At 59.4% G+C, this 26,461-nt stretch carries 34 protein-coding genes; 15 read left to right on the plus strand and 19 right to left on the minus strand.

Features of this window, described 5'->3' with window-relative positions; all coding sequences use genetic code 11:
• The first annotated feature begins 9 nt into the window (after window positions 1-9).
• The 12 genes from kdsD (at window position 10) to ACORQT_RS21650 (ending at window position 8,073) form a co-directional block, all read left to right on the plus strand.
• The gene (gene kdsD / locus ACORQT_RS21595; RefSeq protein ID WP_164057046.1) at window positions 10-996 is read left to right on the plus strand and encodes an arabinose-5-phosphate isomerase KdsD; all 987 of its coding nucleotides are present in this window, start codon (window positions 10-12) and stop codon (window positions 994-996) included.
• Between the two features lie 17 nt (window positions 997-1,013).
• Window positions 1,014-1,568, plus strand: a complete 555-nt coding sequence (gene kdsC, locus ACORQT_RS21600; protein WP_021505108.1) for a 3-deoxy-manno-octulosonate-8-phosphatase KdsC — start codon at window positions 1,014-1,016, stop codon at window positions 1,566-1,568.
• Window positions 1,565-2,143, plus strand: coding sequence for an LPS export ABC transporter periplasmic protein LptC (gene lptC / locus ACORQT_RS21605; RefSeq protein ID WP_033644491.1), 579 nt, complete (start codon window positions 1,565-1,567; stop codon window positions 2,141-2,143). The genes kdsC and lptC overlap by 4 nt, the downstream gene beginning before the upstream one ends.
• Window positions 2,112-2,651, plus strand: a complete 540-nt coding sequence (gene lptA / locus ACORQT_RS21610) for a lipopolysaccharide ABC transporter substrate-binding protein LptA (RefSeq protein ID WP_025160121.1) — start codon at window positions 2,112-2,114, stop codon at window positions 2,649-2,651. Before lptC ends, lptA begins: the two co-directional genes overlap by 32 nt.
• A 6-nt stretch (window positions 2,652-2,657) precedes the next feature.
• The gene (lptB, locus tag ACORQT_RS21615) at window positions 2,658-3,383 is read left to right on the plus strand and encodes an LPS export ABC transporter ATP-binding protein (RefSeq protein WP_004937040.1); all 726 of its coding nucleotides are present in this window, start codon (window positions 2,658-2,660) and stop codon (window positions 3,381-3,383) included.
• Window positions 3,384-3,435: 52 nt separating this feature from the next.
• Entirely contained in the window at window positions 3,436-4,869 is a 1,434-nt protein-coding gene (gene rpoN / locus ACORQT_RS21620) for an RNA polymerase factor sigma-54 (protein WP_004937039.1), read from the plus strand.
• 23 nt (window positions 4,870-4,892) lie between these two features.
• A complete protein-coding gene (gene hpf / locus ACORQT_RS21625; protein ID WP_004937038.1) occupies window positions 4,893-5,180 on the plus strand; it encodes a ribosome hibernation promoting factor in 288 nt (95 codons plus the stop codon).
• Between the two features lie 155 nt (window positions 5,181-5,335).
• On the plus strand, window positions 5,336-5,797 hold the full coding sequence (ptsN, locus tag ACORQT_RS21630) for a PTS IIA-like nitrogen regulatory protein PtsN (RefSeq protein ID WP_016930212.1): 462 nt from the start codon (window positions 5,336-5,338) through the stop codon (window positions 5,795-5,797).
• Between the two features lie 127 nt (window positions 5,798-5,924).
• Complete coding sequence (gene rapZ / locus ACORQT_RS21635) at window positions 5,925-6,779, plus strand: RNase adapter RapZ (RefSeq protein WP_015379177.1); 855 nt, start codon at window positions 5,925-5,927, stop codon at window positions 6,777-6,779.
• Complete coding sequence (npr, locus tag ACORQT_RS21640) at window positions 6,776-7,048, plus strand: PTS phosphocarrier protein NPr (protein ID WP_004937034.1); 273 nt, start codon at window positions 6,776-6,778, stop codon at window positions 7,046-7,048. The genes rapZ and npr overlap by 4 nt, the downstream gene beginning before the upstream one ends.
• A gap of 294 nt (window positions 7,049-7,342) precedes the next feature.
• A complete protein-coding gene (locus ACORQT_RS21645; RefSeq protein ID WP_004937033.1) occupies window positions 7,343-7,654 on the plus strand; it encodes a type II toxin-antitoxin system HigB family toxin in 312 nt (103 codons plus the stop codon).
• Window positions 7,651-8,073, plus strand: coding sequence for a helix-turn-helix domain-containing protein (locus tag ACORQT_RS21650; protein ID WP_033644489.1), 423 nt, complete (start codon window positions 7,651-7,653; stop codon window positions 8,071-8,073). Before ACORQT_RS21645 ends, ACORQT_RS21650 begins: the two co-directional genes overlap by 4 nt.
• Window positions 8,074-8,077: 4 nt before the next feature.
• Here the strand turns inward: ACORQT_RS21650 and ACORQT_RS21655 are convergent, their stop codons facing one another.
• The 10 genes from ACORQT_RS21655 to ACORQT_RS21700 form a co-directional block, all read right to left on the minus strand.
• Window positions 8,078-9,994 carry a BglG family transcription antiterminator gene (locus tag ACORQT_RS21655; protein ID WP_164057045.1) on the minus strand — a complete coding sequence of 639 codons (1,917 nt, stop codon included), beginning with the start codon at window positions 9,992-9,994 and terminating at the stop codon, window positions 8,078-8,080.
• A 51-nt stretch (window positions 9,995-10,045) separates the two neighbouring features.
• A complete protein-coding gene (locus ACORQT_RS21660; protein ID WP_042785438.1) occupies window positions 10,046-11,260 on the minus strand; it encodes a lactonase family protein in 1,215 nt (404 codons plus the stop codon).
• 285 nt (window positions 11,261-11,545) lie between these two features.
• On the minus strand, window positions 11,546-12,286 hold the full coding sequence (dagF, locus tag ACORQT_RS21665) for a 2-dehydro-3-deoxy-phosphogluconate aldolase (protein ID WP_042785439.1): 741 nt from the start codon (window positions 12,284-12,286) through the stop codon (window positions 11,546-11,548).
• Complete coding sequence (locus ACORQT_RS21670) at window positions 12,283-13,401, minus strand: DgaE family pyridoxal phosphate-dependent ammonia lyase (RefSeq protein WP_042785440.1); 1,119 nt, start codon at window positions 13,399-13,401, stop codon at window positions 12,283-12,285. The genes dagF and ACORQT_RS21670 overlap by 4 nt, the downstream gene beginning before the upstream one ends.
• Window positions 13,385-14,524, minus strand: coding sequence for an amidohydrolase/deacetylase family metallohydrolase (locus ACORQT_RS21675; RefSeq protein WP_042785442.1), 1,140 nt, complete (start codon window positions 14,522-14,524; stop codon window positions 13,385-13,387). Before ACORQT_RS21675 ends, ACORQT_RS21670 begins: the two co-directional genes overlap by 17 nt.
• 63 nt (window positions 14,525-14,587) lie before the next feature.
• Window positions 14,588-15,238 carry a DUF4310 family protein gene (locus ACORQT_RS21680; RefSeq protein ID WP_004937013.1) on the minus strand — a complete coding sequence of 217 codons (651 nt, stop codon included), beginning with the start codon at window positions 15,236-15,238 and terminating at the stop codon, window positions 14,588-14,590.
• 11 nt (window positions 15,239-15,249) lie between these two features.
• The gene (locus tag ACORQT_RS21685; protein WP_004937006.1) at window positions 15,250-16,026 is read right to left on the minus strand and encodes a DUF4311 domain-containing protein; all 777 of its coding nucleotides are present in this window, start codon (window positions 16,024-16,026) and stop codon (window positions 15,250-15,252) included.
• A 30-nt stretch (window positions 16,027-16,056) separates the two neighbouring features.
• Window positions 16,057-16,353, minus strand: a complete 297-nt coding sequence (locus ACORQT_RS21690) for a DUF4312 family protein (protein ID WP_004937003.1) — start codon at window positions 16,351-16,353, stop codon at window positions 16,057-16,059.
• Window positions 16,353-16,718 (minus strand): glycine-rich SFCGS family protein, encoded by a 366-nt coding sequence (locus ACORQT_RS21695; protein ID WP_004937000.1) that lies wholly within the window; start codon window positions 16,716-16,718, stop codon window positions 16,353-16,355. The genes ACORQT_RS21690 and ACORQT_RS21695 overlap by 1 nt, the downstream gene beginning before the upstream one ends.
• Before the next feature lie 36 nt (window positions 16,719-16,754).
• Window positions 16,755-17,081 carry a glycine dehydrogenase gene (locus ACORQT_RS21700; protein WP_089192640.1) on the minus strand — a complete coding sequence of 109 codons (327 nt, stop codon included), beginning with the start codon at window positions 17,079-17,081 and terminating at the stop codon, window positions 16,755-16,757.
• 444 nt (window positions 17,082-17,525) lie between these two features.
• Between ACORQT_RS21700 and rnk the strand changes: the two genes are divergently transcribed.
• Window positions 17,526-17,936: a nucleoside diphosphate kinase regulator gene (rnk, locus tag ACORQT_RS21705; RefSeq protein ID WP_004936993.1), complete on the plus strand. Its 411-nt coding sequence runs from the start codon at window positions 17,526-17,528 to the stop codon at window positions 17,934-17,936.
• Between the two features lie 37 nt (window positions 17,937-17,973).
• Here rnk and ACORQT_RS21710 read toward each other — a convergent pair whose 3' ends face one another.
• From ACORQT_RS21710 to ACORQT_RS21720, 3 genes are read right to left on the minus strand one after another with little or no spacing between them, the layout of a single operon-like run.
• Window positions 17,974-18,762 (minus strand): sulfite exporter TauE/SafE family protein, encoded by a 789-nt coding sequence (locus ACORQT_RS21710; RefSeq protein WP_033644477.1) that lies wholly within the window; start codon window positions 18,760-18,762, stop codon window positions 17,974-17,976.
• The gene (locus ACORQT_RS21715) at window positions 18,755-19,636 is read right to left on the minus strand and encodes a formyltransferase family protein (protein ID WP_033644476.1); all 882 of its coding nucleotides are present in this window, start codon (window positions 19,634-19,636) and stop codon (window positions 18,755-18,757) included. Before ACORQT_RS21715 ends, ACORQT_RS21710 begins: the two co-directional genes overlap by 8 nt.
• On the minus strand, window positions 19,633-21,087 hold the full coding sequence (locus ACORQT_RS21720; RefSeq protein WP_033651245.1) for an FAD/NAD(P)-binding protein: 1,455 nt from the start codon (window positions 21,085-21,087) through the stop codon (window positions 19,633-19,635). The genes ACORQT_RS21715 and ACORQT_RS21720 overlap by 4 nt, the downstream gene beginning before the upstream one ends.
• Before the next feature lie 282 nt (window positions 21,088-21,369).
• Here ACORQT_RS21720 and ACORQT_RS21725 point away from each other — a divergent pair, with 282 nt between their 5' ends.
• A complete protein-coding gene (locus ACORQT_RS21725; protein WP_033644472.1) occupies window positions 21,370-22,152 on the plus strand; it encodes an AraC family transcriptional regulator in 783 nt (260 codons plus the stop codon).
• 4 nt (window positions 22,153-22,156) lie between these two features.
• Here ACORQT_RS21725 and cybC read toward each other — a convergent pair whose 3' ends face one another.
• The 4 genes from cybC to ACORQT_RS21745 form a co-directional block, all read right to left on the minus strand.
• Complete coding sequence (gene cybC / locus ACORQT_RS21730) at window positions 22,157-22,543, minus strand: cytochrome b562 (protein WP_033644470.1); 387 nt, start codon at window positions 22,541-22,543, stop codon at window positions 22,157-22,159.
• A 138-nt stretch (window positions 22,544-22,681) separates the two neighbouring features.
• Complete coding sequence (gene pmbA / locus ACORQT_RS21735) at window positions 22,682-24,022, minus strand: metalloprotease PmbA (RefSeq protein ID WP_033651244.1); 1,341 nt, start codon at window positions 24,020-24,022, stop codon at window positions 22,682-22,684.
• Window positions 24,023-24,197: 175 nt separating this feature from the next.
• Window positions 24,198-24,536 carry a helix-turn-helix domain-containing protein gene (locus ACORQT_RS21740; RefSeq protein WP_033651243.1) on the minus strand — a complete coding sequence of 113 codons (339 nt, stop codon included), beginning with the start codon at window positions 24,534-24,536 and terminating at the stop codon, window positions 24,198-24,200.
• On the minus strand, window positions 24,520-24,882 hold the full coding sequence (locus ACORQT_RS21745) for a type II toxin-antitoxin system RelE/ParE family toxin (protein ID WP_033651242.1): 363 nt from the start codon (window positions 24,880-24,882) through the stop codon (window positions 24,520-24,522). Before ACORQT_RS21745 ends, ACORQT_RS21740 begins: the two co-directional genes overlap by 17 nt.
• Window positions 24,883-25,072: 190 nt before the next feature.
• Between ACORQT_RS21745 and yjgA the strand changes: the two genes are divergently transcribed.
• Window positions 25,073-25,621 (plus strand): ribosome biogenesis factor YjgA, encoded by a 549-nt coding sequence (gene yjgA, locus ACORQT_RS21750; protein ID WP_164058168.1) that lies wholly within the window; start codon window positions 25,073-25,075, stop codon window positions 25,619-25,621.
• A gap of 30 nt (window positions 25,622-25,651) precedes the next feature.
• Here the strand turns inward: yjgA and ACORQT_RS21755 are convergent, their stop codons facing one another.
• Both ACORQT_RS21755 and ACORQT_RS21760 read right to left on the minus strand, forming a co-directional pair.
• Entirely contained in the window at window positions 25,652-25,951 is a 300-nt protein-coding gene (locus tag ACORQT_RS21755; RefSeq protein WP_033644909.1) for a barstar family protein, read from the minus strand.
• 5 nt (window positions 25,952-25,956) lie between these two features.
• Window positions 25,957-26,424 (minus strand): ribonuclease, encoded by a 468-nt coding sequence (locus ACORQT_RS21760; protein ID WP_033644465.1) that lies wholly within the window; start codon window positions 26,422-26,424, stop codon window positions 25,957-25,959.
• Window positions 26,425-26,461: the final 37 nt, after the last annotated feature.

Consider the following 26,461-nt stretch of genomic DNA (forward strand, 5'->3'; position numbering starts at 1 on the left):
GGAATGAGTATGTCGAACATTGAGTTGCAACCGGGCTTCGATTTTCAACAGGCCGGCAAAGAAGTGCTTCAGATAGAGCGTGACGGGCTGGCTCAGCTCGACAGCTACATCAACGCAGACTTCACCCGCGCCTGCGAAACGATCGCCGCCTGCGGCGGCAAAGTGGTGGTGATGGGCATGGGCAAATCCGGCCATATCGGCTGCAAGATCGCCGCGACCTTCGCCAGCACCGGCACCCCCTCATTCTTCGTGCACCCGGCGGAAGCCAGCCATGGCGATTTGGGCATGGTCACTCCGCAGGATATCGTGCTCGCCATCTCCAACTCCGGTGAGTCCAGCGAGATCCTGGCGCTGATCCCGGTGTTGAAACGGCAGCGGATCACCCTCATCTGCATGACCAACAATCCGGAAAGTTCGATGGGCAAGGCGGCGGACATCCACCTGTGCATCAAGGTGCCGCAGGAAGCCTGCCCGCTGGGGTTGGCGCCGACCACCAGCACCACCGCCACGCTGGTGATGGGCGATGCGCTGGCCGTCGCGCTGCTGAAGGCGCGCGGCTTCACGCCGGAAGATTTCGCGCTGTCGCATCCGGGCGGCGCACTCGGCCGCAAGCTGCTGCTGCGGGTTAGCGATATCATGCACAGCGGCGACGAAATGCCCCACGTCAGCGCCGACGCCTCATTGCGCGACGCGCTGCTGGAAATCACCCGCAAAAATCTGGGTCTGACGGTGATCTGCGACGATCTGATGAAAATCGCCGGCATCTTTACCGATGGCGACCTGCGCCGGGTGTTCGATATGGGCATCAACCTGCACGAAGCCAAGATCGCCCATGTCATGACGCCGGGCGGCGTGCGGGTGCGCCCCAACATCCTGGCGGTCGATGCGCTGAATCTGATGCAGCAACGCCACATCACCGCGCTGCTGGTTGCCGATGGCGACCAGTTGCTGGGTGTGGTACATATGCATGACATGCTGCGCGCCGGCGTCGTTTAATTAAGGAATAGAACGGAATGGGTATGGTAGAAACCTGCTACGGGCCGGTAGAACAAGAGGTTATGGCGCGTGCCGGGAACATCCGCCTGTTGATTTGCGATGTTGACGGCGTACTGTCGGACGGCCTGATCTTCATGGGCAACAACGGTGAAGAATTGAAGGCGTTCAACGTGCGCGACGGTTACGGCATCCGCTGTCTGAAAACCTCCGACATCGAGGTGGCGATCATTACCGGTCGCTCCGCCAAGCTGCTGGAAGACCGCGCGCAAACGCTCGGCATCACCCATCTTTATCAGGGGCAATCCGATAAGCTTTTGGCCTTCCGCGAACTGTTGGATAAACTGTCGTTAACGGCGGATCAGGTCGCCTATATCGGCGATGACCTGATCGACTGGCCGGTGATGGCGCAGGTGGGCCTGGCGGTCGCGGTCGCGGACGCTCATCCGCTGCTGACGCCGCGAGCCCACTACGTCACCCGCATTGCCGGCGGCCGCGGCGCGGTGCGCGAACTGTGCGACATCATTCTTTTGGCTCAAAATAAGCTGGAGGACGCCAAAGGGCTGTCGATATGAGTAAAACCAAACTTTGGATCACCATCCTGTTGACGGTGATCGTTCTGGCGCTGATCGGCTGGAACATGACGGACTTCAGCGACGATACGGCTCCTGGCCCGGCTAACGATCAGGATCCGACCTACCAGAGCCAGCACACGGTCACCGTGGTGTACAATCCGGCCGGTAAACTGAATTATAAGCTGGTGGCGGAAGACGCGAAGTATTACACCGCCGGCGAGCTGAGCTGGTTCACCCAGCCGGTGATGACGCTGTTCGACGAGAATGCGGTGGCCACCTGGTCAGTTCGCGCCGATCGCGCCAAACTGACGAAAGACCGGATGCTGTATCTGTATGGCCACGTCGAGGTAAACAGCCTGACCACCACCTCGCAGCTGGAAAAAATTAAGACGGACAACGCTCAGGTAAACCTGGTCACCCAGGACGTCACCTCCGATGACGAAGTCACGCTTTACGGGACCAATTTTACCTCTAACGGCATGAAAATGCGTGGGAACCTGCGGACCAAAACCGCTGAGCTGATTGATAAGGTTAAGACCAACTATGAAATCCAGAACCAAAAACCAACTCCGTAATCTGTTGATCGGCAGCTTAGTTTTGGCCGCCAGCGCCCCTGCTCTGGCGCTGAAATCCGACTCCAGCCAGCCGGTCAGCATCGACTCGCTCAAGCAGTCGTTGGATATGCAAAGCAACGTCAGCACCTTTACTGACAACGTGGTGATCAAACAGGGCACCATCGATATCCGCGCTGACAAGGTGGTGGTCACCCGTCCGGGCGGAGATCAGAATAAGACCTATATTGAAGCGTTCGGCAACCCGGTAACCTTCTACCAGATGCAGGACAGCGGCAAGCCGGTCAAAGGCCACGCGCAGAAAGTGCGTTACGACGTGGCGACCCAGCTGGTGACCCTGACGGGCAACGCCTATCTGGAGCAGCTCGACAGCAACGTGAAAGGCGATCGCATCACCTATCTGGTGCAACAGCAGCAAATGCAGGCGTTTAGCGACAAAGGCAAACGCGTGACAACGGTTCTGGTACCGTCGCAGTTGCAAGACAAAAACGGGCAAAAAAAGAGTAACTAATCACTTATGGCAACACTCATCGCAGAAAACCTGGCGAAAGCCTACAAGGGCCGTAAAGTTGTCGAAGACGTCAGCCTGAAAGTGAAATCCGGCGAGATCGTCGGCCTGCTCGGCCCGAACGGCGCCGGTAAAACCACCACCTTCTACATGGTGGTCGGCATCGTGCCGCGCGACGCCGGGCGCATCGTGATCGACGAAGAAGACATCAGCCTGTTGCCGCTGCACGCCCGTGCGCGCCGCGGCATCGGTTACCTGCCGCAGGAAGCGTCGATCTTCCGCCGCCTGAGCGTGTACGACAACCTGATGGCGGTGTTGGAGATTCGCCCCGACCTCACCAGCGAACAGCGCGAAGACCGCGCCAAAGAGCTGATGGAAGAGTTCCATATCTCCCATCTGCGCGACAGCCTCGGCCAGGCGCTGTCCGGCGGTGAACGCCGCCGCGTCGAAATCGCCCGCGCGCTGGCGGCCAACCCGAAATTCATTCTGCTGGACGAACCCTTCGCCGGGGTGGATCCGATTTCCGTTATCGATATCAAGAAAATCATCGAGCACCTGCGTGACAGCGGCCTGGGCGTGCTGATCACCGACCACAACGTGCGCGAGACGCTGGACGTATGTGAACGCGCCTACATCGTCAGCCAGGGCAAACTGATTGCCCACGGCACGCCGGATGCTATTCTGGCCGACGAGCAGGTTAAACGCGTTTATCTGGGCGAAGAGTTCCGCCTCTAAGCGCCGGCGCGTCCTGCGGGACGACACCGTTAACGGAAGTAGACAGAAAACTATGAAGCAAGGTTTGCAACTCAGGCTCAGCCAACAGCTGGCCATGACACCTCAGCTCCAGCAGGCGATCCGCCTGCTGCAGTTGTCCACGCTTGAGCTTCAGCAAGAGATCCAGCTGGCGCTGGAGAGCAATCCGCTGCTTGAACAGACCGATCTGCACGACGAAATCGACGCCAAAGAAACCCAGGAGACCGAGGGGCTCGATACCCGCGAGGCCTTGGAGCAGAAAGACATGCCGGAAGAGCTGCCGCTGGACGCCACCTGGGATGAAATCTATACCGCGGGCACGCCGTCCGGCACCGGCACCGACTACAGCGACGACGAGCTGCCGGTCTATCAGGGCGAGACCACCCAAACGCTGCAGGATTATCTGATGTGGCAGGTGGATCTGACGCCGTTTTCCGATACCGACGCCGCCATCGCCACTTCCATCGTCGACGCGGTGGATGACACCGGTTATCTCACCGTCCCGCTGGAAGACATTCTGGAAAGCCTGGGCGACGAGAACGTGACCCTCGAGGAAGTCGAGGCGGTGCTGAAGCGCGTGCAGCGTTTTGATCCGATCGGCGTCGCCGCGCGCGATCTGCGCGATTGCCTGCTGGTGCAGCTCTCCCAATACGCCAAAGATACGCCTTATCTGGCCGAAGCGCGGCTGATCATCAGCGAGCATCTGGATCTATTGGCCAACCACGACTTTCGCAGCCTGATGCGATCAACCCGGCTAAAAGAAGATACACTGAAAGAAGCGATGCTGCTGATTCAGTCGCTCGATCCGCGCCCGGGGCAGTCGATCAATACCGGCGAATCGGAATACGTCATTCCGGACGTGCTGGTGCGCAAAACGCAGAACAAATGGACGGTCGAGCTCAACGGCGACAGCGTGCCGCGTTTGAAGATCAATCAGCAGTACGCCGCGCTGGGCAACAGCGCCCGCAGCGAAGCCGACGGCCAGTTCATCCGCAGCAACCTGCAGGAAGCCAAGTGGCTGATTAAAAGCCTGGAGAGCCGCAACGAGACGTTGCTGAAGGTCACCCGCTGCATCGTCGATCAGCAGCAGGCGTTCTTCGAGCAAGGCGAAGAGTTTATGAAACCCATGGTGCTGGCGGATATCGCCCAGGCCGTGGAGATGCATGAATCGACGATCTCGCGCGTCACCACGCAGAAGTTTCTGCACAGCCCGCGCGGCATTTTCGAATTGAAATATTTCTTCTCCAGCCACGTGAATACCGACAGCGGCGGCGAAGCCTCCTCGACGGCGATCCGCGCGTTGGTGAAGAAATTGATTGCGGCGGAAAACCCCGCCAAACCGCTCAGCGATAGCAAGCTGGCCACCCTGCTCGCCGATCAGGGGATCATCGTGGCCCGGCGCACCGTCGCCAAGTACCGAGAGTCTTTGTCCATCCCGCCGTCGAACCAGCGCAAACAGTTGGTTTGACCTCTATTGAGAAGGAAGACACTATGCAGCTCAACATTACCGGACACCACATCGAAATCACCGATCCGTTGCGCGAGTTCGTGAACAACAAGTTCGCCAAACTCGAACAGTATTTTGATCGCATCAATCAGGTGTATGTTGTATTAAGTGTGGAAAAAGTGCAGCAAATTGCGGAAGCAACGGTGCACGTGAATGGAGGCGAGTTGCACGCCACCTCGGAAGACGAGAATATGTATGCCGCAATTGATACGCTGATCGACAAATTGGCACGTCAATTGAACAAACATAAAGACAAATTGAAGCAACACTGACACCCTGACCCATTCCGTGAGGCGGCATCCGTCGCCGCCTCTCCCTTCGGCGCGTGACCCGCATGGGTGACGCGCCGAACGGTAATCAGGGTCAAAACCGACGAAAAACCGCCTTGCCGGGTTCGCCCGGCGGCGCGGTTTTAAGTGAAGATGAGATGAACAACGAATATATGCAATTAAGCTCGGTGTTAAACATCGAGTGCACCAAAAGCTCGGTACACTGCACCAGCAAGAAGCGGGCTTTGGAAATTATCAGCGAACTGGCCGCCAAACAGCTCAATCTGCCTTCGCAGGTGGTGTTTGACGCGGTTCTCACCCGGGAGCGCATGGGCAGCACCGGTATCGGCAACGGTATCGCCATTCCCCACGGCAAACTGGAAGAGGACACACTGCGGGCCGTTGGCGTGTTTATCCGTCTCGACCAACCCATCGCTTTCGACGCTATCGACAATCAGCCGGTCGATCTGCTGTTTGCGCTGCTGGTGCCTGCCGATCAGTGCAAAACCCATTTGCATACGCTGTCGCTGGTCGCCAAACGCCTGGCAGACAAAACCGTATGCCGCCGCCTGCGCGCCGCGCAGAGCGACGAAGAACTTTACCAAATCATCACCGAGTGATGCCCGGCCGGCGTGACTTCCAGCCCGGATAACGATACTGTTTTACGATGATGGATCCGGCTGCGGCCGGAATAACAAAGTTTAACGGTGGCGATGAACGCCGCCGCGATGCCAGGGGAGTTGCCACATGGTGCTGATGATTGTCAGCGGCCGTTCCGGTTCCGGAAAATCCGTCGCCTTGCGGGCGCTGGAAGACATGGGTTTTTACTGCGTTGACAACCTGCCGGTGGTTCTGCTGCCGCAGCTCGCCAATACGCTGGCGGAACGCAATATCTCCGCGGCGGTCAGCATCGACGTGCGCAACATGCCGGAATCGCCGGAAGTGTTCGAATACGCGATGACTCAGCTGCCGGACAGCTTCTCGCCGCAGCTGCTGTTCCTCGACGCCGATCGCAACACGCTGATCCGCCGTTACAGCGACACCCGCCGCCTGCACCCGCTCTCCAGCAAAAACCTGTCGCTGGAAAGCGCGATCGACGAAGAGAGCGATCTGCTCGAACCGCTGCGCTCGCGGGCTGACCTGATTATCGACACCTCGGAAATGTCGGTGCACGAACTGGCCGAAATGCTGCGCACCCGCCTGCTCGGCAAGCGCGAGCGCGAACTGACGATGGTGTTCGAATCCTTCGGCTTCAAGCACGGCATTCCGATCGACGCCGACTACGTGTTCGACGTGCGCTTCCTGCCTAACCCGCACTGGGATCCGAAGCTGCGGCCGATGACCGGTCTGGACAAGCCGGTAGCGTCGTTCCTCGATCGCCATACCGAAGTGCATAACTTCATTTACCAGACCCGCAGCTATCTGGAACAGTGGCTGCCGATGCTGGAAACCAACAATCGCAGCTACCTGACGGTCGCCATCGGCTGTACCGGCGGCAAACACCGTTCGGTGTACGTGGCGGAACAGCTGGCCGATTACTTCCGCTCGCGCGGCAAGAACGTACAATCGCGCCACCGCACGCTGGAAAAGCGCAAGCAATGACGGTCAAACAGACGGTTGAAATCAAAAACAAGCTGGGCATGCACGCGCGCCCGGCGATGAAACTGTTCGAACTGGTGCAAAGTTTCGACGCCGAAGTGATGCTGCGCAACGAAAGCGGCACCGAAGCCGAAGCCAGCAGCGTCATCGCGCTGCTGATGCTGGACTCCGCCCAGGGTCGGCACATCGAAGTCGAAGCGACCGGCCCCGATGAAGTCAACGCGCTGGCGGCGGTGGTCGAGCTGTTCAACTCCGGGTTTGATGAAGATTAGTCGCTGAGACTCTTCCCATGCGTCGCCTCGGCGCATGTGTTGCCTCCGCCCCTCCCATAGTGTAGCCCTCCCGTTTCTCATTTTGCGAATCCGCTTCCAGAATCAGCCGTAACCGCCTGTAAATTCACGTCATGGATTTACCCCCACCACGGTAATCGCAATAGTGTGTAACGCAAAAACAGACAACAGGCGGATGTTTCCCCACGCTTTGCTTGCGGGACAACAGAAAGTTTACAATTTGTGAACCTCACCGGCAGTCGCTATAATGTTCACCGGGTAGGAATCGAAGGAACGATGCATATCATTTCCAGGGAACCGTTCAATAACGCAACGAAGCAATATCCCAATGAAGCCACTGCTCTCGAGGCCATTTATAAAGCGTTGCGACGGGGCGAGTTCCGCACGCCGGACGAGTTAAAAGCGCTTTTTCCTTCGCTCGATCGTATGAAGTACAAAGAGAAATGGTGGGTCATTGACGTCGGCGGCAACCACCTGCGGATCTTGTTCTTTGCCAGCTTCGAGACACAGAAAGTCTTCATAAAGCATATCGTTAGCCACGCCGAATACGACAAGCTGATGCAGCACTATCGAAGGAGTTCGTCATGATTACAGATGCCATTAAGGCGGCCGATGCGCTACTGCGCGCCGTACCCTTATTGCAGGGCAGCCACGCTCAGCAAGACTACCGAGAAGCGCTCGAATTGGTGGAATATCTGCTGGAAAACGATGAACGCCATCCGCTGATTGACATGTTGGCAAAAAAAATCGCCGAATATGAAGACAACAGCGCCGAATTTACCGCATTCAACCAGCGTATCGCCCAACTCCCACAGGGGGTGGCCGCGCTTCGCGTATTGATGGAACAGCACCAACTCAGCCAAAGTGATTTTGAACATGAGATCGGCAAAAAGTCGTTGGTCAACCAAATCCTGAACGGCAAAAGATCGCTGACCATTCCGCACATTATGGCGCTGGCCAAACGCTTCAATCTGCCCCCAGCCCTATTCCTGCCGGAAGCGGATTAGCCCCTCAACTCCGGCTCAGGCAGTCCAGCGCCACCGCTTTGAAGCTGTCGAAGCTGCCGCTGCCCAGCAGGCGGCTCATTGAGCGTTCACGCACGAAGGTGACGAACAGCTCATAGATCGCCATCGCCTCTTCATAGTCGCTCTTGCTGATCGCCAGCAGGAAAATCACGTGCGCGACTTCGCCTTCGCCCCAGGCGACGCCCTGCGGCGCCAGTAGCGTCACCACCACGGTCTTTTTCGCCAGCAGCCCCAGCGAGTGCGGCAGCGCGATGCCTTCGCCCAGCAGCGTGGAGACGATCGCCTCGCGTTCGACCACCGACGGATAAAAGTCCGCGCCGACATACCCTTCCCGCTCCAGCTGGCCGCACACCCGGCTGAACAGTTCCGCCTGCGTCAGCGGCTCGTTGAGCACCATGAAATGCTCGGCGTCGAAGAACTTCTCCAGCATGTACGGCCTGGTGCGATCCACCAGCACCAGTTTGCCCAGTTGCTCCAGCTGATAATCGGTCGGGAACGGCGACATCACCACTACCGGCTTGTTCTTTTCGCCGATGCGGGCGTTGGAAATCACGAAGTCTTCGTCGATGTGCGCGAGCATCTCGTAATCGCGCAGCGAGACGATGCGCGTCATCACCAGCTGCGGATACTTGCGCGCAATCTGCGCCTGGATCATCCGCACCGTCGAGTTGCCGGTGTCGCACACCAGCATCACCTGCGGGTGGCGTTCATAACCGATGTTGTAATGTCGCTCCAGCCCCACGCCGATGTGCAGCACCAGATAACCGATTTCGTTCTCGCTCAGCGTATAAGGCGTGTACTTGCCCCAGCTGGAGACCGCCGCCAGCGTCACGTCGTAAGCCATCGGATAGTGCTGCTTGATGTTGGCCAACAGCGGATTGGGGATGTTGATCTGGTATTTCACCCGCGTAATCATGGTCTTGATATGGGTAAGCAGATCGGCCCGCAGCTGCTCGTCGCCCTGCAGGTTGTAGTTATAGTGTGCGTTGATGTAGGAAAGAATGTAGTCCACCAGCGCTTCTTCATCGTCGGCGTTGATTTCGGTCGGCTGCACGTCCTGCACGCGCCGCGCGGCGATATTGACCCGCAGATAGGCCTCTTCGGCCATCGAGATCTCTTTGCCGGAAGCCGCACGCAGCTCCGCCGCCAGGCGGGTCGACACCTGGCGCACCGCCTCGTCGCCGTCCTCCACCTCGAAGTCCGACAGCGGATAGCCATCGTTGATGCGCCGCAGCGCCACCGCGCAGTAGAAAATCAGGTACTGTTCGCCCTCGTCGGTCAGGCGAATGGCGTATTGCGACAGCAGCGGGTGCAATAATCCGGCGAACGCCGCCACCTGCGGCTGCAGCAGGATCTCGTTGTTGAGCAGCGGGTTCTCGGCGTCGGCCAGCTGCAGCTGGAACAGCAGGTCGGTCAGGCAGGCGCGGATCGCCATCTCCGCGCCGAACAGCTTCATGCCGTAACGCGGCTTGGTTTCGATCGTTAATTGATAGTGCGCCAGACGCTCTCTCACCTCAGCCATGTCGTTTTGCAGCGTGCCGCGGCTGACGAACCACTCGTCAGCCAAATCCTCCAGTTTGAGGGAGAAGGCTGAGGTCAAAAAACGCACCAGCAGATAATGCACCCGCTCCTGCGCGCTGCGCGGGGTGGCGTGTTTGCGGCGCTCCTGATGCTGCAGGGCGCTGAACAGCGCGGCATTATCGACCTGCAAACGATAGCCGGCCCCGCGGCTATGCACGAAGCGCGCGCCGTATTTGTCCAGGATCTCGTTCAGCGCGGTGATATCCGCCCGCACCGTGCGGGTAGACACGGCGAAACGCTTCGCCAGCTCATCCTGCGGCAAAGTCTCGGTTTGCAAAGCATCGAACAAGTAAGCCAAACGCGGGTAAGGAAATCGCACCATTCTGTGTCCGTCAATCAGGCGGTCCGCCCGGTGAACCGGGCGGGCCGCGGGTTACTTCGGCGGCGGCAGGAACGCCATTTGCGAGGGGCTGCCGATCGGCAGATAGCCGCCCACAAAGCTGAGTTTGCCGTCCGTCGGGTTGACGCTGAAGCGGGTGACGTTATCGCTGCGCTGGTTCAACGCATACAGATAGCGGCCATCCGGGCTCAGCGCCAGCGAACGCGGATAATCGCCACGCGTCCAGGTTTCCGCCACCGGTTTCAACTCACCGCCAGCGCCCACGCTGAACTGGGCAATGCTGTTATGCAGCCGGTTGGCGACGTACAGCGTGTCGCCGTTCTTGCTGAGCGCCAGCCCCGAAGCGAAGCTGGTGCCCTGATAGTCGGCGGGCAGCGCGGAAACCGCATGCAGTTGTTTCAGAGTACCTTTTTGGCGATCAAAACGGTAGCTGGTCAACGTCGAGGCCTCTTCGTTCACCAGCAGCACGGTTTCGCCGTCCGGATGGAACACAAAGTGACGCGGCCCCGCGCCGGCGGAAGAGGCGGCGATCCACGGCGGATCGTTCGGCGTCAGCCGGCCGCTCGCCGCGTCAAAGCGCCATTGATAGATGCGATCCAATCCCAGATCGGTGGAGAACACGAACTTGCCGCTCGGATCGCTGGCGATCATATGGGCATGCGGGCCGTTGTGATCGCTGACGGCGAAGCTGCCGTCCACCGCGGCCGCCGGTTTGGCCGCGCCCGCCGGGCCCTGTTGCTGCTGCAGCGAGCTGGCGGCGCCCAGGCTGCCGTCCGCTTCAATCGGGAAGACCGCCACGCTGCCGCTGACGTAGTTCGCCACCAGCAGATGCCGCCCGTCCGGCGTCGGGGTGAGATACACCGGCCCTGCCCCCTGCGAATCCACCTGGTTGAGCTGCGTCAGTGCGCCATCGGCCGGATTGATCCGGTAGGCGGTGATGCCGCCGTGCTTGCCGCCGTTGAAATCGGCCACTTCGCTGGCGACATACAGCGTTTTGCCGCCGACGCCCAGCGTCAGCTGCGCCGGATTCGGCACGTTGCTGACCAGCGTAACCTGGCTCAACGCGCCGCTGGCCGGATCGACCCGCACTCGGTAAACGCCTTCGCCGTTGGGATTGTAGGTGCCGATATAGGCAAAATGAGATGACGTGGAGTTCATTGCATCCTCAGCATGCAGCGCCGGGCCGGTCACGGCCAGCAGCGCCAGGAACAACGCGGTGCGTCGGGTTGGAGCCTGCCAGTTTCGCATAGTAGTCCTCAGTATATACCCGTCATCTTTCAAGCCGCAGCGTTGTTGGCTGCGCAGTTACTCGGCCCATCCATGGGCCTCACCCCTTCGGGGCCGCTGCAAGCAGCGTTTAAATCTGCTCCCGGCAGATTTTTCACCCCAGTCACTTACTTAAGTAAGCTCCTGGGGCTCCTGCGCTTGCCGCCTAGCTGCAACTTGAAAGCTATAGGCTATAGGTAACGGCGCGGCATGCCGCGCCACGGGAAAACCTTCGCCTCCCAGCGTTTACCTCATCCCATTACGCGTTCAGCCCACCAGCTTTTTGGTCATCGCCAGCAGGGCTTTCACGTCCTGCGGACGCGTATCGCCGCTGGTGGCGTCGATGATCGAGCTGTAGATATGCGGGATCACGCGTTTCACGCCGGCCGCCAGCGCGATCTCGACGATCGACTCAAAGTTCTCCAGATCGATACCGCCGGTCGGCTCCAGCATGAAGTCATGCTCGGCGCAGGCCTTGGCTACGTACTGGTACTCGTCCTTGCACTTCAGGCCACCCATCGGGAAATACTTGATGGAGCTGCCGCCCATGTCTTTCAGCAGGGCGATGGCGGTTTCCACCGGCACGATGCCATCCGGCGCCGCGGCGCTCAATGGGCCGGTAGAGATCTTCACCCAACCGACGCGGCCGGTCGGCGACACCAGGCCGTTGACCACGCTGTCGTTCTGGCCCAGCAGCGCGCGGCTGACGCCGACGCCGGTGAACACCTGGTTAACGTGCTGCGGCTGCACCTGCTGAGCGATCAGGCTGACCATCGCCGACTGCTTCGGATCGCCGGCACCCAGGCCGACCGAGAGCGCGTTTTCAATCAGGCGCGCATAGCGCAGCATGTCGGTCACCGCGCTGTCGACGTCCGGGTAGTTCTTGGAGAGCACGCCCACCAGCACATGGCCTTCCGCCGCGGCGTAGATGTCCTGCGCGTTGGCTTTGGAGCCGGCCAACACGTTCAGGCAGACGCGGTCGCGATAGTAGTTAGGCTGCAGCTTCATGCTTGTTTCTCCGTAAACAGATTTTTGATACAGGTAAAGACGGTCATCAGTTGCCGCTCGTCGACGCTGCGCACGTCGACCTCAATCTTGCCCTCGTTGGCCTTGTAGCCGCGGAAGTAGATGGCGATATCGCCGGTTTTCAGCGCCTGGACGATGTCATAAGTCGACCGCCCCAGCACCGCTTCGTCAAAGGCGATCTCGGCGCGGGCGATATCGCGGCCGGCGCTGTCCCAGACGGTCCTGGCGCTGACGCCGGTCAGGGTGTTGAGGCTGTCGAGGAACGGCGTCATCCGCTCCACCATCTGTTGCCCGGTGGTTTTCTCAAGCGTCAGATAGCTTTCAATCGCTTGGGTCAGGCCGAGGATGCCCTCTTTGCCGACCTTCATCGCCCGGCCGATGCCGCCGGATTGCAACTTCACCCACTCGACGTACTGTTTCTTGCCGATCACGAGACCGCTGGTCGGCCCCTCGATAGCTTTGGCGCCGCTGTAAATCACCAGATCGGCCCCCATCTGGTAATAACACATCAGATCTTCTTCCGCCGCGGCGTCGACGATCAGCGGCAGGTTATGCTTGCGCGCCACCACCGCCGCCTGTTCGACGGACAGAATGCTTTTCTGCACGCAGTGGTGCGATTTGACGTACAGGATCGCCGCAGTCTGCGGCGTGATGCAGGCTTCAATCTGCTCCGGCGAACATTCGTTGGCGTACCCCGCCTCCACCACCTTGCCACCGCCCAGCGCCACCATGGTATCCACCGGCGCGCCGAAGTTGACGTTGTGACCGCGCGGCAGCACGATCTCGCGCGGCACGGCGATCGGCGCCGAATGCAGGTTCACCAGCAGATTGGCGTTATCTTTAACGATCACCGCCGCCACCGACTGGGCGATGCCCGCCGAGGCGCAGGAGACGATCACCGCATCTTCCACGTTGAGCAGATCGGCGATGTAGGCGCCGGTCTTGTTGACCAGATCCTTGATTTCGAAATAGTGGTTCAGGCCGTAATCAACGGCGTCGATCACGTCCTGGCGCGGCGTGGAAACGCCGAGAATGGTCATGCGGCCGGAGGTGTTGATCACCTGCTTCAAACCGTATTTTTCATAAATCGAAGACATGGCTTGCCTCCCCTTGTTCGGTTAATAGGATTTCCCCGGCCACCACCGCGGCCAGCGGCACCAGCAGCCGTTCGCCCTCGGCGGTTTGCCCTTCGGCGTCGGCGAATACCTGCGGTTCGCAGCGCAGCTCAAACAGCGTGAAATCGGCGTCATAGCCCGGCTCCAGCCGCCCTTTGCCGCTCAGTTGCAGTGCCGACGCGGCGTTCTCCGTCACGCAGGCGATCACCTGCGGCAGCGTCAGGCCGACGCTGAAGAATTTGGACATCACCGTCGCCAGGCTGTGCACCGGCCCGTTCATGCGGTTGCGGCAGTAAATATCGGAGCTGATGGTGTGCGGCAAAATGCCCAGTTTGATCGCCTGGCGCGCCACCTCGAAGCTGAAGCTGGCGGTGCCGTGCCCTACGTCGAGCAATACGCCGCGCCGCAGCGCGCGCTGGATAGACTCGCGCAGCGTGCCCGCCGGCGTCAGAATGCGGTTCGGTTTGCCGTTGTAGCAGTGGGTGATAATGTCGCCACGGGTCAACAAATCGGCGATATCGTCCAGATCCGGCGGGTTATTACCGATATGCACCATCAGCGGCAGCTGGCGGTTTTCCTGCTGGATCTCTTTGGCCAACACCAGCGGCCGGGTGCCGTTCTTGCCCACCACGCTGCTGCTCATGCGCGCCTTGATGCCGATGATAAAGCCGGGGTGGTTGGCGATGGCCTGGCCGGCCTCGCGCTTGTCGATGTCCGTCAACTCCGCCAGCTCGTTCTGCCGCAGCAGGCCGATGCGCGAGATATTGAGGAAGGCGAAAACGTTGGTTTTGGCGCTGCGCGTCAGCTGATAAAAGGCGTCGATATCGTCGGCACCGGCGCTGCCGGCATCGACCACGCTGGTGACGCCGCTGGCGACGCCGACCCGATCCGGCTCGTCATGGTAGATCGGCGATTCGGGATAGCAGTGCACGTGCGCATCGATCCAACCGGCGCTCAGGCGGCAGTTGCCCGCCAGATCCAGCTGGCGAACGGCGCTGACGTCCGCCGCCAACCGCCCCACCGAGGCTATTTTGCCGTCTTTCACCGCCAGATCGATCAGCGTATCGTCCGCCAGTCTGGCGCCTCTGATTACTAAGTCATACATACCGCATTGCTCCTGTTAGCCCGGGCGCCGCCGCAGTTTCGGGCGGCGCCTGGCGCAGGCCTCTTAAGAAATGGCTACCGGGAAGATCGCCCCCAGGATCATCGCGCCGAGGATCGCTCCGCCGGTGATCGGTTTGCCCCAGATATAGAACAGCAGCGCGCCGAGCAGCGAACCGATGCCGATCGGGATCGAGGCGGTCATCGCCGACAGGATGATCAACGGCCCGAGGAAGCGGCCCGAGGAGTTGCCCGCGCCCATCATCACGTCTGCCCCGTAGGTGGAGTTGCTCTGATTGATGGTGAATTTGCGCGCCAGAATGATCACATAACCGATCGCCAGGCCGATGATCAGGCCGGTAGCAAGCGAAGCGGCGAAGTTGGCGACCGGGAACACGATGCCGGCCCCCAAAAGCAGCGCCGGTACGCCCAGCCCGACGCCGGTCTGGATCGCGCCGCCAATGTCGAGGATGCCTACCAGCGAACCTTCGATGATGCGCGCGAACAGGAAGCTGGCGCCGAACGCCGCCACCGCGCCGTACACGCCGGTATCCATCCCCGCCCGCAGCATGGAGACGAAGGCCACTTCGTTAAAGGCACCGATGCCGTACAGGTAGTACATGTGCGTCCCGGCGAACACGCCGGAGGACAGCAGGCCAACAAAAATCGGGAATGACCAGTCGGCGTACCAGAAGCCTTTTTGGGTTTGCTCTTCCATCATCCCGCTCCTTATTTACCGCTCAGGGTGTTGTGAATGGCGTCCAGCCAGCCCGGCACGCCGAGGCTGAAGGACTCGAGAACTTTCATGTCGAAGCCGCGGAAGAAGCCGCTCAGCACGAACAGCAGCACGATCACCGCCATCATGATCTTGGTGATTTTGTTCCAGCCGCTCTCTTCCACGCCTTTGCCGATCAGAATGCCCAGCACCAGGCCCGGTACGGCGTTGCCCATGATCAGCTGCGCCAGGCCGCCGAAAATGGTGCCCCAGAAGCCGGAACGGCGTCCGGCGTCGATCGCCGCCAGCCAGAAGATCACCGGCATCACGGTGTTCACCAGCAGGTTGGCCGCCGGCACCAGCACCTTGATCGCGGTGACCTGCAGCGCGGCAGGCACGGCGGAAGCGGTGGTATTGAGGAAGGCCACCACCAGCATGCCGATGATGCCGCAGGCGATGGCCATTTTTTTCGGATCGTGCAGCGTTTGCGCCAGATTGCGGTTCTTGACCATCAGGGCCGCCGCGCCCCAGTGCGGGATGATGCGGTGATCGACGTCCTGCGTGAAGGAGCCCGCCGCCACGGAAGACGCCCAGGCGTTGAAGAAGAAGCCCAGACCGAATGAGAAGTGGGAAGCCGGATCGCCCTCGCAGGAGTTCAGCTCGCCCAGGGTGCGAAACGCCCCCATGCCCTGTGTTGTCGGCGCGTGGAACATGCGTGCGGCGCCGGCCCCTACGCCGACCCCCACCAGCCCACCGATAATAATCGATTTAAATAAGATGATTAAAAACATCAGTATACCCTTTCATTTATGCTAACGTTTTTATTTCGTGACGAAGACAACCTTCTCGGTATTGATAATGGTTACGTTCACGGTTATTTCCAGAGAAACGGCATAGCTCTTTCTTTCACGCGGCAAAAAGAAGAAAAGAAATTTCTCTTTTGTTATTTTCTCTTCCGCTTTCACCACGCTGACGTCCTGCGGCTCGATGCGCAGCAGAATATTGTTGGTGGACTTTAATACCGCGCCCTGCACATTAGCCAAGGCGGAAGCAAAAGCTTTCGCTTTGCTGTCGCCTTTACCCTCCACCTTTACCGATGTGGTATATTGCTCTTTCATTATGGGTTGCCATGTTTTTTGACGTAGGCTTCCACCAGTTTCTGGCCCAGCTCTTCTTTATCCATAAAGCCGAACCCCAGCACGTTGCAGCCTTCGTTAATTGCCGTCACGCCCTCTTCCACCGAACGCATGCCGTATTTGGCTTTGTAGCCGTATTTGGTTTGCGCGGTAATCGCGCCGGCGCCGCCGCTGCCGCAAAAAGAGATGCCCAGCTGCGCGTTTTCCGCTTTCATGACGTCGCCCAGCTTCATATCCGCCGCCACGCCGGGGATAACCACCGCTTTTCCGCCTGCGTTTTCAACGCCCTGGCCGACTTTTTGCCCTTTTCCCAAACGATCGCCGATCACTACGGTAATTTGACCCATGGTATATTCTCCTGATTGAAATCGATGCGTTAACCGCTATGCGTTATTATCTTTCGCCACTTCGAAGTGCACGGAAAGCAAATAGGCTTCTTCGATAGGCAATGTGCCAAACTGATCCACCACGCGCTCCGCCATTTGCATGGACTCGGCGGAAATTTCGTCGAACAGTGATTTATCCACCTCCGGCAACGGCTCACCGGTTATTGAGCGCAGCACCATGGCGCGAATATGCGATTCCAGCATCTGTTGCTGCACCGCATTGGTATAAATATTCTCAGCATTCAGCATCGCGGTAATATCCGCCAGCACCCGAGCGGTGATCTCACCGGCTTCGCTGATATCGGATTGTTCAATTTCTTTTATCGAAGCAGATCCATCATTCACTTTTCAGTACCCCTAGATCCCACATTAATCAGTAAGCCGTAAAGCGCATCACCTGAATAACCCGCTTTCTGTGATGTCTTTACCCTACCCCCGGTAAGATTTTCTGTGGAGACCGGTTTTTTCCAGTTCGAAGTGGAAATCGAATGACGCGCGGAGATCCATTTCGCAAAACGGCGTTAAGGCGAAAAAGTAAATGAGATAACAATTACATAACCCGGCTAACGGTTTTTTTTGCCTCGATTGACGATAAAAGCCTTCGTGATCGGGATCTCTTTCTTTTCTCGCCCCAACCGCCTACTATCAATGGGACAAATCGACATTACCCACACCCCCGCTCCTCTGGCGCGGGGGTGTTGCTTTGTGTTGTTTTTCCGAATTTATGGGTGCACAGACTGGCGCCCTTTGATTTGACTGGAGAGTGGAATGACCAAACCCATCATTACTATTAATGAGCTGGATGCGGAACGCCTGGATGCGCTATTGGAACAACCGGCCTTTGCCAACACCGACGTCGCCGCCGCGCTGAACGACGAGTTGGATCGCGCGGAAATCCTGCCGCCGGAGAAAATGCCGGCCAACGTGGTGACCATGAACAGCCGCGTGCGTTTTCGCGATCTGCACACCGATGAAGAGCACGTGCGCACGCTGGTTTACCCGGCCTCGCTGAAAGACAGCCACGATCAGCTGTCGGTGATGGCGCCGCTGGGCGCAGCGCTGCTCGGCATGCACGTCGGCAAGCAGATCTCCTGGCAATTGCCGAACGGTGAAGAAGCGCGGATTGAAGTGCTGGAATTGCTGTACCAGCCGGAAGCGGCGGGCGAATACCACCGTTAAGCGGTTCTCAGGGCGGCATCCGGCCGCCCTTTCTGTTTCAGAGGCAGATAGCGATCAGCACGGCGATCAGCAGCAGCACGTAGATTTTGGCATGCAGCGCATCGCTCACCTTCGGCAAACAGCGCCTGGCAAACACGATCCCCGCAATCCCCGCCACCACCAGCAGCCCCAGAATGTTCAGATTGACGTAGCCCAGATACTGCGGCCCGCTCATCTCGCGCCATCCCAACACGATATACATCAGCGCCCCGATCACCGCCACCGGGATCGACAGCGGGTTGGCGGCGCTGACGCAATACTTCATGTCATAGCCATGGCGGCGCAGCAGCGGCACGGTCATCACGCTGCCGCCCACCCCCAGCAGCGTGGCGATGCCGCCGATCAGCGGCCCGCCGCCCCACAGCGTGGCAGGGGAAAGTTCAGCGCGCGCCGGTTTGGTCAGGAACCCCCGGCGGAACAGACAGTCAGCGATGGTCACCGCCATATAGGCCACGAACAGCACGCGGATCACACCGTCCGCCAGCAGCGAGGAGGCAAACGCGCCCAGCGCCGCGCCGATGCCGATGAAAAAGATCAGCGGCACGATGGTTTCCCGCAGCAGGTTGCCGCTGCGCCAGTTGGTCAGGGTGGCGTACCCCGCGTTGAGGATCATCACCGCCGTCGAGGTCGCCACCGCAATATGCATCGCCTGGCCGGGCTGCTCGCCTGAGGCGGAGATCAAATGGTAAACGAAAGGCACCACCACAAAGCCGCCGCCGAAGCCGAACAGAATGGTGGTGATGCCGGTCAGAAAACCGGCACCCAGAACGATTAACATTTCAATCATGGCCGTGCGCCCGCACGAAGTCGTCGAACCCGGCGCAGAACTGCCCCGCCAGCGGGTGGAAACGATCGCCGACGAACAGCCCCAGATACTGCTCGCGCACGGCGTCGTGATCCACCAGCTCAATGCCCGCCTGTTCCGCCTGCGCCAGCGTCTGCGCATCCGGGAAGCCCCAATAGCGCGAATCGCCCTGCTTTTCCGCCGCTATCGCTTCGCTCCGTTCCGCCCGCATCAGCTGGCGCGCCAGGAAGGTGCCGCTCTGCACGCCCAGCAACATCATGTTTTCCAGGAACGACAGGTCGTGGCGCAGCTCGGCGGGCAGGCGGGCGAGCACCGGGCCGGCATCCCAATGTTCGTCCATTTCATGCAGCGTCACCGCACAGTCCTTGTCACCGTTCATCATCGCGCGGAACAGCGTCATCACCCCGCGATAGCGCGGCAAGTCACCCGGATGCAGGTTCCACAGCAGCTTGCCGCGCCGGCTGAAGGCGCGCACATAGTCGGCGGAAAATTTCTGATAACAGCGCAAAGAAATCACCCCGTCCATATGACCCAGGCTGCTGATAAACGCGGCGTCATTGATGTCGAGAACGCGATGCGCTTTGACCCCGGCGGCGGCCAGGAACAGAGCCGGCGGCTGATAGGCGCCCTCACAGGCGGCGGCGTTGCGGCCAACGAACGGGAACACGAAATCGTTCAGCACCTCGCGCTCATACAGCCCCAGGCGGCGAACCGCCGGCTCCTGGGCGCGGCCGCCGCTTTTCGCCAGAGGGAAATACACCGTAAAAGCACACTCGCCTTTCAGGGCGGCGATCAGATCCTGACACACCAGCCAGGAGAAAATGTCGTTGCCGACAAAGAGCGCTACGTTTTTCATGCTTCAGCCTTCTTTGCGTTGAAAATAGGGTTGTTAAACACGATTTTGCTGATATCTCGCGTGATGGATTCCATCGCCGAGGTGTAAAAAAGGTCGCCCTTGGCGGGCGCGCCGAGCGAGTAGAGATGCTGCTCGCGGCCGCGGCGATCGGCGATTTTCAGCGTGTGCGGGTTGCACTTCACGCCGCCGAACAGGTTCTCCTGCACCACCCCGTCTTGCAGCAGTTGATGGCTCAGGCGGTTGGGCGGCAGTTGATAAGAAGGCGTGGTGCAGTTGAACAGATACTGCGCATGCACCCGCGTCTCATGGCAACGAAGGATAAATCCGTCCGCCCCCTTGCTGATATCCGCCAGGCCACCGCAGGCGCGCAGGCGTTGGCTCTCCAACGCCGCCACGATCTTGTAGGCGTTCTTGATCGGCATGGCGTGCCGATTGCGCATCCAGGAGGAGTTGTAAAAGCGCATGAAGATCTGCCGGTTGTTGGCATCCATTTTGACCCAGGCGGCGCACACCGTCGGATGGATCGCCGCCAGGTAGCTGCAGATGTGCTCACGGGCAAAGCGCGCCCGGTCGAGGCTGTCCGCCAGATCGCGGTAGCAATCGCGCCTTTCCCCCAGCGCCGAGAGCACCGTCAATCGTTCCGGCCCCGGATAGTGACGCGCCAGCGCGGCGTTGATCGCATGCACCAACTGATGCGCATCAATAAAATCGTTACCGGCGACAAAGCGCCGCAGCCCCTCAACAAACGCCTCCGGCGGCGGACGCATCAACGCCGGTTGCACGCTGGGGAACAGGCCCGAACGCGACAGGGCGCAGATATCGGTGGCCCCCAGGCGCTCCATCAGTTCAACGATGGCGTCGATCGCCGTCAGGCTGCAGCCGATCACGCCGATGGTTGAGTAAGGGTTGATCGGCGGCAGATCCCGGTGGGCCTGATAAGCGATCACCCCGTCCACCGGATAGAGACATTCCGGCGGGTTATGCCCAGAACATAGCACCAGCGCATTCATCTGTTCGGCGGCGCCGCAGGCGGTGGTCAGCCGATAGCCTGCCTCGTGCGGCGCAATGGCATTCACTTCGGCGGTCACGAAATTCAGCGCCACGTTGCTGTCCGCCGCCATATACATCGTCATGTCGCGAATAAAATCGAGATATTCCCGATACAGCCAACGCGGCGGATAACGATCATGGCAAAACTGCGGGAAATGCATGGCGATCCAATCGACGAAGTGCGCATCGTCGAAAATATCCGCCGACATATTTTCCGGCGTCATATTTAATATATGGCTGTCAAAATCGCTGCTGTATGCCATACCGCCCTTGAAGCCCTGCTTGTCGAACACCGTCAGGGAAAGCGGCCTTTTGCAATGATTAACCGACTTATTTTTTATAAAGTTATACGCAAAAGAGATGCCCGCGGCTCCGCCGCCAATCACACCGAACTTATACATGAAATATCACCTTATAGTCATTGAACTGCGCTAAGAACTATTGCTTCAGGTGTTGGAATAAAATGACGATTTATTCCTTATTAACTTCTTGTATTGCGAGAACGAAAACCTTCTTCTCACCCCGGTGTGAAAACTTGCGCGGGCTTTATGGCCGATAAAATAACGGCGCCCCGGACAAGCGTTATTTTTCTGCCCCGATAGTAGGGCGACCGTCGCTGGCTTGCTTTATATGAAAGGCCAACTATCATTGCGTTTCGGCCAACCTGCCGCCAAAGGGGACACATGCGCAACGTCCGCATTGATGACATCGACCACGTAGCGCGCGCGGTGATCGCCATCGGCACCGATTATCCGCCGGGGCATTTGCTGCCGATGCACAGCCACCGGCGCGCGCAGTTGCTGTACGGCGCCACCGGCGTCATGCACGTTTTCACACAGCAAGGCAATTGGATCGTCCCGCCGCAGCACGCGGTGTGGCTGCCGCCGCAGATGCCGCACGCGGTGAGGATGGTCGGCGTCACTACCCGCAGTCTGTACCTCGAACCGGGCGCGTTGCCCGCCGAACAGCCTCAGGTTTGCCAGGTGGTTAGCGTCACCCCGCTGATGCGCCAACTGTTGATGGCGGCGGTGGACATGCCGCTGGAGTATGAGCGGGAGGGACGCGACGGGGCGCTGGCGACGTTGCTGCTGCACGAGCTGGCCCGGCTGCAACCCTTGCCGTTGCACATCCCGCTGCCCGCCGATCCTCGGCTAGGCGAGCTGTGCCGCGCCTTTTTGCAGCACCCCGACGCCCACGACTCCGCGCAGCAATGGGCCCCTCGTCTGTACATGAGTATTCGCACCTTCAGCCGCTTCTTTCGCGCGCAGACCGGCCTGCCTTTTTCGCAATGGCGTCAGCGCGCCTGCGTGGTGCTGGCGTTGGCGCTGCTGGCCGAAGGGCGCAGCGTGACGCAGGTGGCCATGGAGATGGGATATGACAGCAGCGCGGCGTTTTCAACCATGTTTCGCCGCGTGCTGGGGCAGGCGCCCTCCTCCTATCTGACGGAAGACGGGCGCGACGGTTGACGGGTTAGCGGAATTTCTTGTGGTTGGCGTCGCGGGTCTGCTTGAAGCCCTGCGCCAGCTGCTTGGCTTCGGCGACTTTGCCCTGATTGGCCAGCGCCAGCGCCTGATCGATCTGGCCGATCAGGGTATCCAACCCGCTGCGGAAATCTTTCATCTCCGGGCTGTCGGCGGCTTTGCTCTCCAGCTTCGGCGGAGTGCCCTGCTTGGCATCCTGCGCGGCGGCGCGCATGTTCTGCAGGCTCTGTTTGAGGGTGGCGGCGGAGTCGGTATTCAGCACCGTTTTGTAGTTTTCCGCCAGGGTGTCCATATCGTCGCCCAGATCGGCGGCGGCCGCCAGCGAACTGGCCGCCAGCAGCGTCAACGCCGCCAGCGCTTTCAGGGTATTCTGCATGTTTGCTCACCTTCCAGTTATTGTTTTAGTTAACCCACCGCTACCATAGGCAAGGCCGGGCAAAATCGAAACCGGAGATTTGTAAGCAAGGTTGAGACGGGATAACGCGCGGCCGGCGGACGCCGACCGCACAGAGGATCACTGGCCGGCGATCTTCATTTCCGGCAGCAGCACCGAACCGCACTGGATATTGCTGCGGGTTTCGATATCGCTGCCGACGCTGACGATGTTGCTCAGCATGTCTTTCAGGTTGCCGGCGATGGTGATCTCGCTGACCGGGTACTGGATCTCGCCATTTTCCACCCAAAAACCGGCGGCGCCGCGAGAATAATCGCCGGTGACGCCGCTGACGCCCTGGCCCATTAATTCGGTGACCACCAGGCCGGTGCCAAGCTGTTTCAGCATGCCGGCGAAGTCTGCGCCCTGCCCGGCAATGCGCCAGTTATGGATGCCGCCGGCATGGCCGGTGCTGTGCAGGCCCAGCTTGCGCGCCGAGTAGCTGGTCATCAGCCAGGTTTGCAGCACGCCATCCTTGACGATATCGCGCCGTTGGGTGCGCACGCCCTCGCTGTCGAACGGCGTTGACGCCAGCCCTTTCAGCAGATGGGGATGTTCCTCGACGGTCAGCCACGACGGCAGGATCTGCTTGCCGAGCGCGTCCAGCAGGAAAGTGGATTTGCGGTAGACGCTGCTGCCGCTGATGGCCCCCACCAGATGGCCGAACAGCCCGGTGGCCACTTCGGAGGCGAACAGCACCGGCGCCTTCATGGTCGACAGTTTACGCGGCGCGAGACGCGCCAGCGTGCGGCGGGCGCACTCCTGCCCCACCCACTCGGGGCTGTGCAGATCGCCCATCGCACGGCCGATGGTGTAAGCGTAATCCCGCTCCATGTCGCCGTCCTGCTCCGCAATGACGCAGCTGGACAGCGAATGACGGCTGGAACAGTAGCTTTGCAGCATGCCGTGGCTGTTGCCGAACACCTTGATGCCGTAGTGGCTGTTGAAGCTGCCGCCTTCGGTGTTGGTAATGCGTTTGTCCGCCGCCAGCGAAGCCTGCTCGGCGCGCGCCGCCAGCTCGATGCCGCGCTCGGCGTCCAGCTCGGTCGGGTGGAACAGATCGAGATCCGGCGCCTCAAACGCCAACAAATCTTTCTCCGCCGGGCCGGCGCAGGGATCTTCAGAGGTGTAACGCGCGATGTCCAGCGCCGCCTGTACGGTGCGGGCGATGGCATCCGGGCTGAGATCGGTGGAAGAGGCGCTGCCTTTGCGCTGACGGTGATACACGGTGATGCCCAGCGCGCCATCGCTGTTGAACTCGACGTTTTCCACCTCGCCGAAGCGGGTGCTGACGCTGATACCGGTCGATTTGGTGACCGCGACTTCCGCCGCGTCGGAACCGGCGCATGCCAGCTCCAGAGCCTGAGAAACGGCCTGTTCCAGCGCCTTGCGCTGTTCTGCAACTTGAGTGACTACTTTCATCAATCTGCCATAATTAATCAGAAAATCGTTGAGAAAAGTGCCGGAGCGGCGTAGTTGTGCACGCGGGGCGGCGCGCAAAAATCCTGAGATCTCTGCCGTTGAGTCTAACAGGAACCGCGTTGAATTTCGCATAAAGCCGAACGGTAAGACCGGGATAAAATACAAAACTCGCGCGTCACTCGACGATAAGTTTTACCGACTTGCCGATATTCGCCATCATGTTGACCAACGCATCCAACGTAAATTTCTCGGTTTTCTGATTCACCACGTCGGACACGCGCGGCCGGGAAGTGTGCAGATAACGCGCCGCCTCTTCCTGGCGATAGCCTTCTTCCTCAATCCACGCGCTGATCTCTCCCATCAGCTGTTTTTTTAGTGCGATAAGCTGCGCAATCTCCGCATTGGACTGTGCTTGCAATTGCCGAGCCTCATCGGCGGAAAACCCCAAATCTGCAAACACATTGCCGCCTGCTGGCGTAATGTGGCGCGAACCGGTATCAATCGGCTTGGTCATGACCTTTACTCCGCTCATTAATGACCGCGTCATAACGCGCTTTGATTATCTGAATATCGTGGCGGCTGGTTTTCTCCGCCTTCTTTTGAAAGCTGTGCAGAACGTAGATCGCTTCGCTAAACTTTGCCACATAGACCACCCTGAACGCTCCGCCGATGGCATATAAACGGATTTCGATAACGCCACTTCCACAACTGGTCATCGTTTTCCAATTACCGGGCTCCAAACCTCTTTGCACTTTACTCAGTTCAAATCCTGCCGCTTTTCGCGCATCTATTGGAAAGGCCAACAAATCCTCTAACGATGAACCGCGCCAATCAATGGCTTTCTCGATGCCATCATCCATGAATACCACCTCATTTTGTATAAAATTTTATACAAACATGATGATAAAAACAACAGCATGAATTCAGAGGACAGGAACCTAGACATGATAATGCCCCAGCGCGGCAGCTATACTCAGTTTGCTCAGGGCACTCAATTGGCGGGTTGCCGGACAACCTGTTAGGATTAGCCTCTTTTTAACGGAGCCTACCATGAACAAACAGCCTGAAGACTGGCTCGACGATGTCCCGGAGAATGAAAACGAGGACGATGACGAGATTATCTGGGTCAGTAAAAGTGAAATTAAACGTGATGCCGAAGCGCTGAAAGACCTGGGGGCCGAAATGGTCGATCTGGGCAAAAACGCGCTGGATCGCATTCCGTTGGACGAAGATTTGCGCGCCGCCATCGAGCTGGCGCAGAAGATCAAGAAAGAAGGCCGTCGCCGTCAGCTGCAGCTGATCGGCAAGATGCTGCGCGCCCGCGATATCGAGCCGATCCAGACCGCGCTCGACAAGCTGAAAAACCGCCACAACCAGCAGGTTTCGCTGTTCCATAAGCTGGAAGCGCTGCGCGACCGCCTGGTGGAAGAAGGCGATGACGTCATTCCGTCGATCCTGGATCTGTATCCGGCCGCCGATCGTCAACAGCTGCGTTCACTGGTGCGCAATGCGCAGAAAGAGAAGGCCGTCAACAAGCCGCCTAAGGCTTACCGCCAGATCTTCCAATACCTGCGCGAGCTGGCCGAAGCGGCTGACTAAGCGCCGCCGCCATCCCGGGATGAACCCGTTTCATCCCCGGTGATGCGCCGGTTCGCCGCTGCTTTCGCGGATATTGAAACGCAGGCTGCCTTCCAGCTCTTCTTCCGCTTCTTCAAACAGCAGAATGATCGCGCCAAAACGACGTTTGCTGCGGGCATTGAGGTGGGTGAACTCGATTTCCACCGGCAGACCGATATCGCCGGTCACCACGTCCCACAGCGCGTCGAGGTTGGCGCCAAACCCCTCGTCCAGCGCAAACTTATGCGCGAAATCGCGGTAGAAGGCCGGCACATCCTGGATCTGCTCAAAATCAAACTCTACTTTTGCCATCAAACTCACTCCACACGAATGAAGTTTTTGTAATGGTCACGCGAGACGAAGATCAGACCGTCGCTCGAATACAGCAGGCGATCGGCGCCGCGCCGGCCACACTGGTAATTGATGTCCGCTTCACGCCAGACCCGGCCGCCGGCGCTCGGCAGTTGCCCTTCACGGTTAGAAAATCGATCGCCGCCAATCGCCTTGCCCGGCAATACCGAACAGAGGTTGCCTGAACGCGGGTCCCAGCCCTGCTCGCGCGCCTGCTTCTTGGTGATGTAATAATCCGGCAGCCGCTGATGCTGCTGCAGGTAACTCACCACCGTTTGCTGCTGCGTGAGCCGATCGATGCTCTGTTGCTGCCCCGCCGGCGCTTGCACCACCGCCGCATTGCCGCCAATCGCACGGTGCTCGTTGCCGCGCAACGCGCTGAAGACGGCGATGACCACGGCGATGACAATCGCCAACAGAATCCGCTTGTTCATGACATTCCCTGAAATTATGCCGCCGGAGGCGCCGCAG

It is taken from the genome of Serratia sp. (in: enterobacteria), from assembly GCF_052400455.1.
Lineage (GTDB): Bacteria > Pseudomonadota > Gammaproteobacteria > Enterobacterales > Enterobacteriaceae > Serratia > Serratia ureilytica.